The sequence below is a fragment of the Defluviimonas sp. D31 genome (genome assembly GCF_033436765.1).
Taxonomy (GTDB): domain Bacteria; phylum Pseudomonadota; class Alphaproteobacteria; order Rhodobacterales; family Rhodobacteraceae; genus Albidovulum.
Genome location: NZ_JAWQFN010000005.1, coordinates 94,010 through 106,718, shown reverse-complemented (window position 1 = coordinate 106,718; position 12,709 = coordinate 94,010). Strand labels below are relative to the sequence as shown.

9 protein-coding genes, 1 tRNA gene and 1 riboswitch are annotated in these 12,709 nt (G+C 64.5%); of the genes, 9 read left to right on the top strand and 1 reads right to left on the bottom strand.

The annotated features are described in order from the left end of the window. Positions 1-119: 119 nt before the first annotated feature. A riboswitch (glycine riboswitch) is annotated at positions 120-220 on the top strand. Between the two features lie 142 nt (positions 221-362). The 9 genes from gcvT (at position 363) to R5H32_RS11045 (ending at position 11,086) form a co-directional block, all read left to right on the top strand. Then, a complete protein-coding gene (gene gcvT, locus R5H32_RS11085) occupies positions 363-1,490 on the top strand; it encodes a glycine cleavage system aminomethyltransferase GcvT (protein WP_318338747.1) in 1,128 nt (375 codons plus the stop codon). Positions 1,491-1,509: 19 nt separating this feature from the next. Continuing rightward, positions 1,510-1,869, top strand: coding sequence for a glycine cleavage system protein GcvH (gene gcvH, locus R5H32_RS11080; protein ID WP_318338746.1), 360 nt, complete (start codon positions 1,510-1,512; stop codon positions 1,867-1,869). A 2-nt stretch (positions 1,870-1,871) separates the two neighbouring features. After that, positions 1,872-2,204, top strand: coding sequence for a hypothetical protein (locus R5H32_RS11075; protein WP_318338745.1), 333 nt, complete (start codon positions 1,872-1,874; stop codon positions 2,202-2,204). 24 nt (positions 2,205-2,228) lie between these two features. Next, the gene (gene gcvP, locus R5H32_RS11070) at positions 2,229-5,078 is read left to right on the top strand and encodes an aminomethyl-transferring glycine dehydrogenase (RefSeq protein ID WP_318338744.1); all 2,850 of its coding nucleotides are present in this window, start codon (positions 2,229-2,231) and stop codon (positions 5,076-5,078) included. A gap of 123 nt (positions 5,079-5,201) precedes the next feature. Further along, positions 5,202-5,648, top strand: coding sequence for a thioredoxin TrxC (gene trxC, locus R5H32_RS11065; protein WP_318338743.1), 447 nt, complete (start codon positions 5,202-5,204; stop codon positions 5,646-5,648). A 70-nt stretch (positions 5,649-5,718) separates the two neighbouring features. After that, positions 5,719-5,794: transfer RNA gene (locus R5H32_RS11060), tRNA-Ala, on the top strand. Positions 5,795-6,320: 526 nt separating this feature from the next. After that, positions 6,321-8,255, top strand: coding sequence for a PrkA family serine protein kinase (locus R5H32_RS11055; protein WP_318338742.1), 1,935 nt, complete (start codon positions 6,321-6,323; stop codon positions 8,253-8,255). A 19-nt stretch (positions 8,256-8,274) separates the two neighbouring features. Continuing rightward, positions 8,275-9,588, top strand: coding sequence for a YeaH/YhbH family protein (locus R5H32_RS11050; RefSeq protein ID WP_318338741.1), 1,314 nt, complete (start codon positions 8,275-8,277; stop codon positions 9,586-9,588). A 1-nt stretch (position 9,589) separates the two neighbouring features. Further along, a complete protein-coding gene (locus tag R5H32_RS11045) occupies positions 9,590-11,086 on the top strand; it encodes a SpoVR family protein (protein ID WP_318338740.1) in 1,497 nt (498 codons plus the stop codon). 354 nt (positions 11,087-11,440) lie between these two features. Here the strand turns inward: R5H32_RS11045 and fahA are convergent, their stop codons facing one another. Beyond that, positions 11,441-12,706 (bottom strand): fumarylacetoacetase, encoded by a 1,266-nt coding sequence (fahA, locus tag R5H32_RS11040; protein WP_318338739.1) that lies wholly within the window; start codon positions 12,704-12,706, stop codon positions 11,441-11,443. Positions 12,707-12,709 lie beyond the last annotated feature (3 nt).

The following is a 12,709-nucleotide window of genomic DNA, read 5'->3' as shown; positions in this document are numbered from 1 at the left end:
CGCCTATGGAACAAAAATGTTGCTTGGGCAAGCTTGTTGCGGCGGCTTGTGGGTGCGCGCAACAATGTATCCCATTGTATACCCTATTGCCAGACGCCCCGGGATTCGGGTATTCAAATCGTGTCAGATCGGGAGAATCCGGTGGGGTCAGGGACCCGGGCCGGTGCCGAAGGAGCAACCGCCCCGGTAAACTCTCAGGCGCAAGGACCGTTCTGACAGTGGAACTCTGGAGAGACCCCGGGACGGGGCGCCGAAGGGATAACGATCTCAGGCGAAAGGACAGAGGGGGCATCGGAAGGGTGGGGTTGACCGCCCGGGGCGATGCCGGACAGCATGAACCGGCGTGAGGAAGGGAGGACGGCATGACCGACCTGAAACGTACGGTTCTTTTCGACCTGCATGGCGAGCTCGGCGGCAAGATGGTGCCCTTCGCGGGCTACGAGATGCCGGTGCAGTACCCGATGGGGGTGATGAAGGAGCATCTCTTCACCCGCGCCCATGCCGGGCTATTCGACGTGAGCCACATGGGCCAGATCCTGATGACCGCGAAATCGGGCCGGGTCGAGGACGCGGCGCTGGCGCTGGAGCGGCTGGTGCCGGTCGACATCCTCGGGCTGAAGGAAGGCCGCCAGCGCTATGCGCTTTTCACCAATGACACAGGCGGGATCCAGGACGACCTGATGGTCGCCAATCGCGGCGATCACCTCTTTCTCGTCGTCAACGCGGCCTGCAAGGAGGCCGATTTCGCGCATCTGAAGGCGCATGTTGGCGCTGATTGCGATATCGGCATGGTCGAGGACCGGGCGCTCGTCGCGTTGCAGGGGCCGGAGGCGGCGACCGCACTCGCCCGGCTGGTGCCGGATGTGGTCGAGATGGCCTTCATGGATGTGGCCATCCGCCATTGGGACAGCGCCGAGCTCTGGATCTCGCGGTCGGGCTATACCGGCGAGGACGGGTTCGAGATCTCGGTGCCGAACAAGTTCGCCGAAAGCTTCGTGCGCAGGCTTCTCGGCATGGAGGAGGTCGCACCGATCGGGCTCGGGGCGCGCGACAGCTTGCGTCTCGAGGCTGGCATGTGCCTTTACGGACATGACATCGATGAGGGCACGAGCCCGGTCGAGGGCAACCTGACCTGGGCGATCCAGAAGGCTCGGCGCGCCGGCGGTGCCCGCGAGGGCGGGTTCCCGGGCGCGGGGCGTATCCTGAAGGAACTGGCCGAGGGGCCGCCGCGCCGACGGGTGGGGCTGCGCCCCAAGGGCCGGGCGCCGATGCGCGAGGGGATCGAGGTCTATGCGGCCGCCGAGGGCGGCGACCCGATCGGCAAGATCACCTCGGGCGGCTTCGGTCCCTCGATCGAGGCGCCGATGGCGATGGCCTATCTGCCAGCCGATCTTTCCGACGGCGCGACGGTCTACGGCGAGGTTAGGGGCAAGCGCCTGCCCGCCGTCATTTCGCCGATGCCGTTCCAGCCCAACCGTTACAAACGTTAACCAGCAGGGGAAAAGACCCATGAAATATACAGAAGACCATGAATGGCTCCGCGTCGAGGGCGATCACGTCGTCGTCGGCATCACCGACCATGCCTCTGAACAGCTCGGCGACGTTGTCTTCGTCGAACTGCCCGAGCCGGGGACGAGTGTCTCGAAGGGCGAAGAGATCGTGGTGATCGAGAGCGTCAAGGCCGCCTCCGACATCGCGGCGCCCCTGGACGGCGAGATCGTCGAGGTCAATTCCGACGTCGCCGACAATCCCGGCATGGTGAACGAGGACCCGACCGGCAAGGCTTGGTTCTTCAAGATGAAGGTGGCCGACCTCTCCGCGCTCGACGGGCTGATGGACGAGGCCGCCTACAAGGAAATGATCGGCTGAAGATGGTCCGCCGCGTCAAGATCAATGGTGTTCGGGGCCGTTGGGTCGCGGAGGTGGAGGGCAAGTGGCTTGCCGTCCTCCACCATCTACACCGCCGCGGCGCCAACGGATACGAGGCGGCGATCTTGCCGGAGCATATCGGCACTAAGCGGCTCGACGACCTCCTCACGGCATTGCGTGAGAATGACCTGGCAGTGATCCAGCGAGACGCTGACCCGGACACAATGGCTCGCGACGGCTATGTCGGCGTGTTCCGCTTCACCGATCTATTGATCGACAAAAACACTGGCATCTCGCTCCGATTCACTGAGCGGTATGCCGATCCGAAGACCTGACGAACCCATTCTGGAGAAGTGGAAATGCCCTTCACCCCCACCGACTACCTGCCCTACGACTTCGCCAACCGCCGCCACATCGGCCCGTCTCCTGCAGAGATGGAGGAGATGTTCAAGGTGCTGGGGGTGAAGGACCTCGACGAGCTGATCGACCAGACCGTGCCGAAATCGCTCCGGCAGGAAAAGCCGCTCGACTTCGGCAAGGCCAAGTCCGAGCGCGAGCTTCTGTGGTTCATGCGCCAAGTCGCGAAGAAGAACGCGGTCTTCACCTCGATGATCGGACAGGGCTTCTACGGCACCGTCTGCCCGCCTGCGATCCAGCGGAACATCCTCGAAAACCCCGCCTGGTACACGGCCTACACGCCCTACCAGCCGGAGATTTCGCAAGGTCGCCTCGAGGCGCTTCTGAACTTCCAGACGATGGTCTGCGACATGACTGGCCTTGAGATCGCCAATGCCTCGCTTCTTGACGAGGCGACGGCGGCGGCCGAGGCGATGACGATGGCGCAGCGCACGGCGAAGTCGAAGGCCACGGCCTTCTTCATCGACGAGAACTGCCATCCCCAGAACATCGAGGTGATGAAGGTCCGGGCGGCCCCGATCGGCATCGAGATCATCGTCGGCAATCCCGAAAAGATTGACCCGACCAAGGTGTTCGGCGCGATCTTCCAGTATCCCGGCACTTATGGCCATCTGACCGATTTCACGCCCCATATTGCCAAGCTGCACGAGGCCGGTGCCGTGGGCATCGTCATCGCCGACATCATGGCGCTGACCCTCCTGAAGGAGCCGGGCGCGATGGGTGCGGATATTGCCGTAGGCTCGACCCAGCGTTTCGGAATCCCGATGGGTTTCGGGGGGCCTTCGGCCGCCTACATGGCCTGCAAGGACGCGCACAAGCGCAACATGCCGGGACGGATCGTCGGCGTCTCCATCGACGCGCAGGGCGGCAAGGCCTATCGCCTTTCCTTGCAGACCCGCGAGCAGCACATCCGGCGCGAGAAGGCCACGTCGAACGTCTGCACCGCGCAGGCGCTGCTGGCCAACATGGCCTCGTTCTACGCGGTCTATCACGGTCCGCAGGGGCTCAAGGCCATCGGTCAGCGCATCCACCGCAAGACGGTCCGCGTCGCGCGCGGGCTGGAGGCGGCGGGCTACAAGGTGGAGCCGAAGGAATTCTTCGACACGATCACCGTCGACGTCGGCGCGATGCAGGGCGCGGTCCTGAAGGCGGCGCGTGACGAGCGCATCAACCTGCGCAAGATCGGCACCACGAAGGTCGGCATCTCGATCGACGAGACCACCCGGCGGCTGACCATCGAACGGCTCTGGCGCGCTTTCGGGATCGACCAGAAGGACGACGACCTCAAGCACCATTTCCGGATCTCCGACGCGCTTGTCCGGAACTCGGAGTACCTCACGCATCCGGTCTTCCACATGAACCGGGCCGAGACCGAGATGATGCGCTACATGCGCCGGCTCGCCGACCGCGACCTCGCGCTCGACCGGGCGATGATCCCGCTCGGGTCGTGCACGATGAAGCTGAATGCCGCGGCCGAGATGATGCCGATCACCTGGCCGGAGTTCTCGAACCTCCACCCCTTTGCGCCCGCCGACCAGACCGAGGGCTATGCCGAGCTGTTCCGGGACCTGTCGGAGAAGCTCTGCGAGATCACCGGCTATGACGCGATGAGCTTGCAGCCCAACTCCGGCGCGCAAGGTGAATATGCCGGCCTCCTGACCATCGCGGCCTATCACCGAGCGCGGGGAGAGGGGCATCGCAACATCTGCATCATCCCGGTCTCGGCCCACGGCACCAACCCCGCCTCGGCGCAGATGGCGGGGATGAAGGTCGTCGTGGTGAAATCGGCCGAGAACGGCGATATCGACCTTGAGGATTTCCGCGCCAAGGCGGAAGCGGCGGGCGAGAATCTCGCGGCCTGCATGATCACCTATCCCTCGACCCACGGCGTTTTCGAGGAGACGGTGCGCGAGGTCTGCAAGATCACCCACGACCACGGCGGGCAGGTCTATATCGACGGCGCCAACATGAACGCGATGGTCGGCCTCGTGCGGCCGGGCGACCTTGGCGGCGATGTCAGCCACCTCAACCTCCACAAGACCTTCTGCATCCCGCATGGCGGTGGCGGTCCGGGCATGGGGCCGATCGGCGTCAAGGCGCATCTCGCGGACCATCTGCCGGGGCATCCGGTGACCGGCGGCGAGGAGGGGCCGGTGTCCGCCGCACCCTGGGGCTCGGCCTCGATCCTGCCGATCTCCTGGGCCTATATCCTGATGATGGGCGGGGCGGGGCTGACGCAGGCGACGAAGGTCGCGATCCTCAACGCCAACTACATCGCGAAACGGCTGGAGGGGGCCTACGGCATCCTCTTCACCGGCCGCAACGGGCGCGTCGCGCATGAGTGCATCCTCGACACGAGGCCCTACGCGGAAAGCGCCCATGTGACCGTGGACGACATCGCCAAGCGGCTGATCGACAACGGCTTCCATGCGCCGACGATGAGCTGGCCGGTTGCCGGCACGCTGATGGTCGAGCCGACCGAGTCCGAGACCAAGGCGGAGCTCGACCGGTTCGTCACCGCGATGCTCTCGATCCGCGACGAGATCGCGGCGATCGAGAAGGGCGAGATCGACGCCGAGAACAACCCGCTGAAGCACGCGCCGCACACGGTGAACGCGCTGATCGGAGACTGGGACCGGCCTTACAGCCGCGAGCAGGGCTGCTTCCCGCCGGGCGCCTTCCGGGTCGACAAGTACTGGCCGCCAGTGGGCCGGGTCGACAACGTCTATGGCGACCGCCACCTCGTGTGCATCTGCCCGCCGGTCGAGAGCTACGCCGACGCGGCGGAGTGAAATTCGGGGCCCCACTGGGCCCCGATGCCTTCGGCGAGGATATTTGAAGCAAGATGAAGGGGCAGGCTTGAAACAGGGCCTGCCCTTGCCGATATATTCCTCAACTCGAATATGAGGCGGGAGATGGCTGAGAACGTGAAGCTGACCTGTGCGACTTGCGGCCAGGCCAACCGGATCCCCGGGGCGCGGCTTGCCGAGGGGCCGAAATGCGGCTCCTGCGGAGATCCGTTGGTCACAGGCAAGGTGGCTGAACTGGACATGGCGGCTCATGACCGGATGGTGCGGGGCGACGAGTTGCCGCTAGTCGTCGACTACTGGGCACCATGGTGCGGCCCCTGCCGGATGATGGCGCCAGAATTCGCCAGGGCGGCCCAGGCGCTGAAGGGGCGGGCGCGATTCGCCAAGATCAACACGCAGGACTTTCCGGCGGTGTCGCAGCGGCTCGGCATTCGCGGGATTCCGCTGCTGATCCTGTGGCATCGCGGCCGCGAGGTGGCGCGGCTGCCCGGTGCGCGACCCGCCGCCGAGATCGAGGCTTTCGTCCGCTCGCAGGCGGGGGCGGCGGTCTGAAAAATCTCGCGGCTGCGCGTCGCGGTCGCTTGACAATAGTCCGGCGCTGGGCCAAATACGCCGCCGGTGCGGGGCAGTAGCTCAGTTGGGAGAGCGCGTCGTTCGCAATGACGAGGTCAGGGGTTCGATCCCCCTCTGCTCCACCAAACACCCTCAGGTTGAAGATGACCCGCTGACGCCCGACCCGGCGTCGCGCCACCGTAATGATCCCGACTCGAAGTCCGCGCCACGGGAACCGGCCCGCTGCGGCGCGTCCGGAAGTTCGGGTGAGGATGTGCATTCCCGCCCGCCTTGCTTGCCCCTCTGATCGCGGCCTGACGGAGGCGGCGCCCCTCGTCCGTGCGCCATTCCGTTTGCGGCCGCCGCCGGTTGCCGTCCGGCGACCGCGCACAGACCAGGATCCGCGCCCCGCAAACGCGGCACACGGTAGCGGGGAATCGTTTCTTGCCGGTTCGCGGCATGCGAGGGGGCGGCCGGGGCGCCGATATCGGAAACAACGGACCCGACCGGGGTCGGACCGTCGCATGATCCGTTCAAAAATATGAAAAAAAACGAAACGTGAATGGAATAGGCCGCCGGAGCGCCCCATTTAGGTGTAAAATGGAACGCAGAGGACAGCAACGAACGGAAAACAACGGACGAAACCCTATCTGAGCAAACAGGAAAACGAAAATGGAGATCTTTGATCGGTTCGCAGAAGAGTATGGCCGCACGAAACTCGTAGAGATGACCCTGCAGGACTACCTGCTCGGATGTCGCGAAGACGAAGGGATGCGGGCCACGGCAGCAGAAAGAATGGTGGCGGCAATCGGCGAGCCCGAGTTTGTCGATACCAGCCAGGACCAGCGCCTCAGCCGGATTTTCCTCAACCGAACGATCAAGAGATACAAGCCCTTCCGCGACCTCTATGGTATCGAGGAGACGATCGAGAGGATCGTCGGATTCTTCCGCCACGCGAGCCAGGGGCTCGAGGAGCGCAAGCAGATCCTCTACCTTCTCGGCCCGGTGGGCGGCGGCAAGTCGACCCTGGCCGAGGTTCTCAAGAACCTGATGGAACAGGAGCCGATCTATGTCCTGAAGGCGGGAGAGGAGATCAGCCCGATCTTCGAATCCCCCTTGGGCCTCTTCGACCGGTCGCGGATGGGCGATCTGCTCGAAGGCAAGTACAACGTTCCCAAGCGGCTCCTCAACGGGCTGATCTCGCCTTGGGCAATCAAGCGGCTGGCCGAGTTCGACGGCGATATCTCGAAATTCTCGGTCGTCAAGGTGCATCCCTCGAAGCTGCGCCAGATCGGCGTGGCCAAGACCGAGCCGGGCGACGAGAACAACCAGGACGTCTCGGCGCTGGTCGGCAAGCTCGACATCCGCAAGCTCGAGGATTTCGGCCAGAACGATCCCGACGCCTACAGCTATTCCGGCGCGCTGAACCGCACCACCCAGGGGCTGATGGAATTCGTCGAGATGTTCAAGGCGCCGATCAAGGTGCTGCATCCGCTGCTGACGGCGACCCAGGAAGGCTCCTACGCGGGCACCGAGAACATCGGCGCCTTCCCCTACCAGGGCATCATCGTGGCCCATTCGAACGAATCCGAATGGCGCCAGTTCAAGAACAACAAGAACAACGAGGCGTTCCTCGACCGGATCAGCGTCGTGAAGGTGCCCTATTGCCTGCGGGCCACCGAAGAGACCGACATCTACGAGAAGCTCCTGCGCGAGAGCAGCCTCGGCGGTGCGCCCTGTGCGCCCGAGACGCTGTCGATGCTCGGCCAGTTCAGCGTGCTGACGCGGCTGAAGGAGCATGAGAACTCGCCGATCTACTCGAAGATGCGGGTCTATGACGGCGAGACGCTGAAGGACACCGATCCGAAGGCCCGCTCGGCCCAGGAGTACCGCGACGCGGCCGGCGTCGACGAGGGCATGAACGGGATCTCCACCCGCTTCGCCTTCAAGGTGCTGTCGGAGACCTTCAACCACGACACCGAGGAGGTCGCGGCCGACCCGGTCCACCTGCTCTATGTGCTGGAGCAGGCGGTCAAGCGCGAGCAGTTCCCCGACGATACCGAGGGGCGCTATCTCGGCTTCATGAAGGACGTGCTGGCGCCGCGCTATGCGGAGTTCATCGGCAACGAGATCCAGAAGGCCTATCTGGAATCCTATGCCGACTACGGTCAGAATCTCTTCGACCGCTACATCGCCTATGCCGATGCCTGGATCGAGGACCAGGACTACAAGGATCCCGATACCGGTCAGATCTTCAACCGCGAGATCCTCGAACAGGAGCTTGCCAAGATCGAGAAGCCGGCTGGCATCACCAATCCGCGGGACTTCCGCAATGAGGTGGTGAAGTTCGTGCTTCGTGTCCGGGCCGACCACCACGGCCAGAATCCCGACTGGCGAAAGTACGAGAAGCTACGCCGGGTGATCGAGAAGCGGATGTTCGGCCAGATCCAGGATCTTCTGCCGGTGATCAGCTTCGGTGCCAAGCGCGACAAGGAAACCGAGGCCAAGCACAACGAGTTCATCGACCGTATGACCGACCGCGGCTACACCCGCCGTCAGGTTCGCAGGCTGGTCGAGTGGTACATGCGGGTGAACAAGGCGGGATAAGAGAAAGGAGGGCCGTGTGATGCCCCATTTCGTCGACCGCCGCCTGAACCCCAAGGACAAGAGCCACGGCAACCGGCGCCGGTTCATCGGGCGCGTGCGCGCCGCAGTGAAGAAATCGGTGGACGAAAGCGTCCGCCGCCGCTCCATCGCCGATGTCGACAAGGAAGAGAAGGTCTCGGTCCCGACCGAGGGCATCTCCGAGCCGAGCTTCCGGCCCGCCGATCAGGGCGGGCACCGCGAGCGGGTGCTAACCGGCAACCGGAGCTTCCAGACCGGCGACCGGATCGAGAAGCCGACCGGAGGCGGCGCCGGTGGGCGCGGACGCGAGGGCTCTGACGACGGCGAGGGCGACGACGATTTCCTGTTCGTGCTGTCGCGTGAGGAGTTCCTCGACATGTTCTTCGAGGATCTGGAACTGCCCGACCTCGTTAAGCGTAGCCTCAAGGAAACCGCGGCGACCAAGCCCCAGCGCATGGGCTACGCCGCGACCGGCGCGCCGGCCAACCTTTCGGTCGCGCGCACCATGCGCAATGCCTTCGGCCGCCGGATCGCGCTTCGCCGGCCGAAGACCGCCAAGACCCGCGAGATGATGGCCCGGATCGAGGCGCTCGAGGCGCTCGACACGCCGAGTGCCGCGGAACGCAAGGAACTTCTGGAGCTCCGCGCCGACCTCGACCGGGTCCTGCGCCTTCGGCGGATGATCCCCTATGTCGATCCGCTCGACGTGCGCTACAAGCATTTCGAGCGGCGGCCGGAACCGGCCTCCGCGGCGGTGATGTTCTGCCTGATGGACGTCTCCGCCTCGATGGGGGAACGCGAGAAGGATCTGGCCAAGCGGTTCTTCGTGCTTTTGCACCTCTTCCTGCGCCAACGCTACGAGAAGATCGATCTCGTGTTCATCCGCCACACCCAGGTCGCGAGCGAGGTCGACGAGGAGACCTTCTTCCATTCCCGCCAGACCGGCGGCACCGTGGTTTCGAGCGCGCTGAAGGAGATGCAGGCGGTGATCGAAGCGCGCTATCCGCCCGGCGAGTGGAACATCTATGCAGCCCAGGCCTCGGACGGCGAGAATTTCGGCGGCGATTCCGCCACCTGCGCCGACATCCTCGGCAACGAGCTGATGCGGCTCTGCCAGTATTTCGCCTATATCGAGATCCTTGAGGAGAACGAGTCCCAGCTCATGAACAGCGAGGCGAACGGCATGGAGCTGTGGCGCGCCTACCGCGGGGTGGCGGAGGACTGGCCGAACTTCGCGATGAAGCGGATCGCGAGCCCGCCCGACATCTATCCGGTGTTCCGCGAGCTGTTCTCCAAGAAGCCGGAGGGTGTCTGACATGGCCAGGACCGCCCGCACCGCAACGCCCCTGTTCGACGGGGCCGAGTGGGATTTCGACACGCTGCGCCGCACCTATGACGCGATTGCCAAGGTGGCGGCCGAGGAGCTTGAACTCGACACCTATCCCAACCAGGTCGAGATCATCTCCTCCGAGCAGATGCTGGACGCCTATTCCTCGATCGGCATGCCGCTGATGTACCACCATTGGTCCTTCGGCAAGCGCTTCATGCATGACGAGAAGCTCTACCGGAAAGGCGCGCAGGGGCTCGCCTACGAGATCGTCATCAACTCCAACCCCTGCATCAGCTACTGCATGGAAGACAACACGATGGCGCTTCAGGCGCTGGTGATCGCCCATGCTGCCTTCGGCCACAACCATTTCTTCAAGAACAACCACCTCTTCCGGCAATGGACCGATGCCGACGGCATCCTCGACTATCTCGACTATGCCCGCGGCTACATCGCGCAATGCGAGGAGCGTTACGGGGCGCGCGAGGTCGAGCATCTCCTGGATGCCGCCCATGCGCTGATGCCGACGAGCGTCTTCCGTCACCGCCGTCTGCCCTCTGCCTCGCTGCGCGAGGAGGCCGAGCGGCGGCGTGAGCGCCTGGAAGAGGAGGAACGCGCGGCGAACTATCTCTGGGCGAGCTTCGACCGGGCGACCCGGCCGAGCGAAGCTGACGAGGAGATGCGCGAACGCAAGCGCCGGATGGGCCTGCCGGAGGAGAATCTGCTCTATTTCCTCGAACGCCACAGTCCGATCCTGAAGTCCTGGCAGCGCGAGGTTCTGCGCATCGTCCGCAACATCTCCCAGTATTTCTATCCCCAGCGCCAGACCAAGGTGATGAACGAGGGCTGCGCCTGCTTCGTTCACTACTACATCACGCATGCGCTGCACGATGCGGGCCAGCTGACCGACGGCGCGATGCTCGAGATACTCCACAACCACACAAACGTCGTGGCCCAGCCGGGCTACGGTACGCCGGGCCACGCGACCTTCAACCCCTACGCGATCGGTTTCGCGATGATGCAGGACATCCGCCGCATCTGCGAGGCGCCCAACGAGGAGGACCGCGAGTGGTTCCCCGACATCGCCGGTGCGAGGGACTGGCGCGGGGTTCTGAAGGATGCCTGGGCGAACTACCGCGACGAGAGCTTCGTGCAGCAGTTCCTCAGTCCGAAGGTGATGCGCGACTATCGCATGTTCGCGCTGACCGACGACGAAGGCGACCCGTTCTTCACGGTTGACGCTATCCATGACGAGCGCGGCTATCGCGAGCTGCGCGCGGCGCTGGCGCGCAGCCTCGATGTGTCGGTCAACGATCCCGATATCCAGGTCTCCGATGTCGACTTGCTGGGCGACCGGCGGCTCAGGCTGCGCCACGTTCAGCGCGACGGCGTGCCGCTCGACCCCGCGACCCGCGACGCGACGCTCGCTTATCTCGGGCAACTTTGGGGCTATGAAGTGGCGCTCGACGAGATCCGGAGCGAGTGAGCCGGATTCCGCGATATTGATGACGCTGCGGGGACGAATCGACCGTGTAACCCCCAATAAGTTGCGGTACCGGCCGGTATGAAGTAGTTTATATAGTGTTAAGCGGTAAAAAAAATCGTAACGGTGGTTGGTATGAGTGAACAAAGGGTGTTTTCCCGCTGCGTCGCAACGGATCGCAGGCGTGGCGGTGCGAATGGTATGAGGTTCGCGGTCGCGGGTCTGCGCGACTTCGCCGTGGTATCTTGCCGGATCGGTTCGACGCTTCCCGTCATGGAAACCTGTGCCTTCGCCGGACTGTTCGTCCTCCTCAGCCTTTCAGCGGGGTAGCGGTTCTTATTGGCCGCGTTTCACGCTTTAGGAACCGGCGTATGGGTCCGCGAGGGCCTCGAGAACCGTACCGGCGCAGCGGCCGAAACCGATCCGGTAACCATCGCCCAACGCCGCACCGGTCAGGGACAGCGTATCGCCGTCCTCGGCGAAGCGACGGGACTCGCCGGTGGCGAGCGTGAGCGGCTCATTGCCGCCCCAGGTCAGTTCCAGCAGCGAGCCGCGGCTGTCCTTCGCCGGGCCGGAGATCGTGCCTGAGCCGAGAAGGTCGCCCACATTCATCGGGCAGCCGGATGTCGTGTGATGCGCGAGCTGCTGGGCGGCGGAATAGTACATCTCGCGGTAGTTGGTCCGCGCGATGGTGGTCGGCGCCTTGCCCTCGGGTGCGAGCGTGACCTCCAGGCCGATGTCGTAGAGCATCGGTCCCGGTTCCCGCAGGTAGGGCAGGAGCGGGCGGTCACGCCCGGGCGTGGGCACACGGAAAGGCTCCAGCGCGGCCCTGGTAATGATCCAGGGGCTGATCGTCGTCGCCGTCGCCTTGGCCTGGAACGGGCCAAGGGGCTGGTATTCCCAAGCCTGGATGTCGCGCGCCGACCAGTCGTTGAGAAGCACGTAGCCAAAGATCATCCGGTCGGCCTCGGCCACCGTGACCGGCCCGTCGGAGGGCTGGCCGACCACGGCACCCAGTTCCAGCTCGATGTCGAACCGGGCGGAAGGCGCGAAACGCGGCAGATCGTCTTCCGGCCCCTTCACCTGCCCCCAGGGCCGGCGGACAGGCGTTCCGGAGACGACAACCGAGGAGGCGCGGCCATTGTAGCCGATCGGGATCGAGAGCCAGTTCGGCGGCAGCGCGTTCTCGGGGCCGCGGAACATGGTGCCGACGTTCTCGGCATGGTGCCGGCCGGCATAGAAATCCGTGTACTCGGAGACGAGGAAGGGCAGGTGCAGCTCGGCCGTATCCATCGCCACCAGATGGGGTTCCAGCAGCGCGCGGGTCTCGGCCGGAGCCTCGGCCGAGAGCAGTTGCTGGAGCCTCGCGCGGTAGCTCTCCCATGCCTTCGGGCCAAGCTCCATGAAGTCGTTCCAGAACGGCACGTCGAGGACCGGGTCAGAGGCGGCGGCAAGGATGCCCTCCTCCTCCAAAGCGGCGAGATCGAGGATCATCGCGCCGATGGCGGTGCCGCAGCGCGGCTCCTCCTCCCCGGTCGAGAAGACTCCATAGGGCAGGTTGTTTAGCGGGAACGGCCCTTCGGGGTCGTTGGCGCTGTCGATCCAGGATTTGAGAAGCGGCATCGT

Excerpts from the sequence above, each read along its gene's own strand:
- gcvT (WP_318338747.1), top strand. The coding sequence starts at position 363 with ATGACCGACCTGAAACGTACGGTTCTTTTCGACCTGCATGGCGAGCTC.
- gcvH (WP_318338746.1), top strand. The coding sequence starts at position 1,510 with ATGAAATATACAGAAGACCATGAATGGCTCCGCGTCGAGGGCGATCAC.
- R5H32_RS11075 (WP_318338745.1), top strand. The coding sequence starts at position 1,872 with ATGGTCCGCCGCGTCAAGATCAATGGTGTTCGGGGCCGTTGGGTCGCG.
- gcvP (WP_318338744.1), top strand. The coding sequence starts at position 2,229 with ATGCCCTTCACCCCCACCGACTACCTGCCCTACGACTTCGCCAACCGC.
- trxC (WP_318338743.1), top strand. The coding sequence starts at position 5,202 with ATGGCTGAGAACGTGAAGCTGACCTGTGCGACTTGCGGCCAGGCCAAC.
- R5H32_RS11055 (WP_318338742.1), top strand. The coding sequence starts at position 6,321 with ATGGAGATCTTTGATCGGTTCGCAGAAGAGTATGGCCGCACGAAACTC.
- R5H32_RS11050 (WP_318338741.1), top strand. The coding sequence starts at position 8,275 with ATGCCCCATTTCGTCGACCGCCGCCTGAACCCCAAGGACAAGAGCCAC.
- R5H32_RS11045 (WP_318338740.1), top strand. The coding sequence starts at position 9,590 with ATGGCCAGGACCGCCCGCACCGCAACGCCCCTGTTCGACGGGGCCGAG.
- fahA (WP_318338739.1), bottom strand. The coding sequence starts at position 12,706 with ATGCCGCTTCTCAAATCCTGGATCGACAGCGCCAACGACCCCGAAGGG.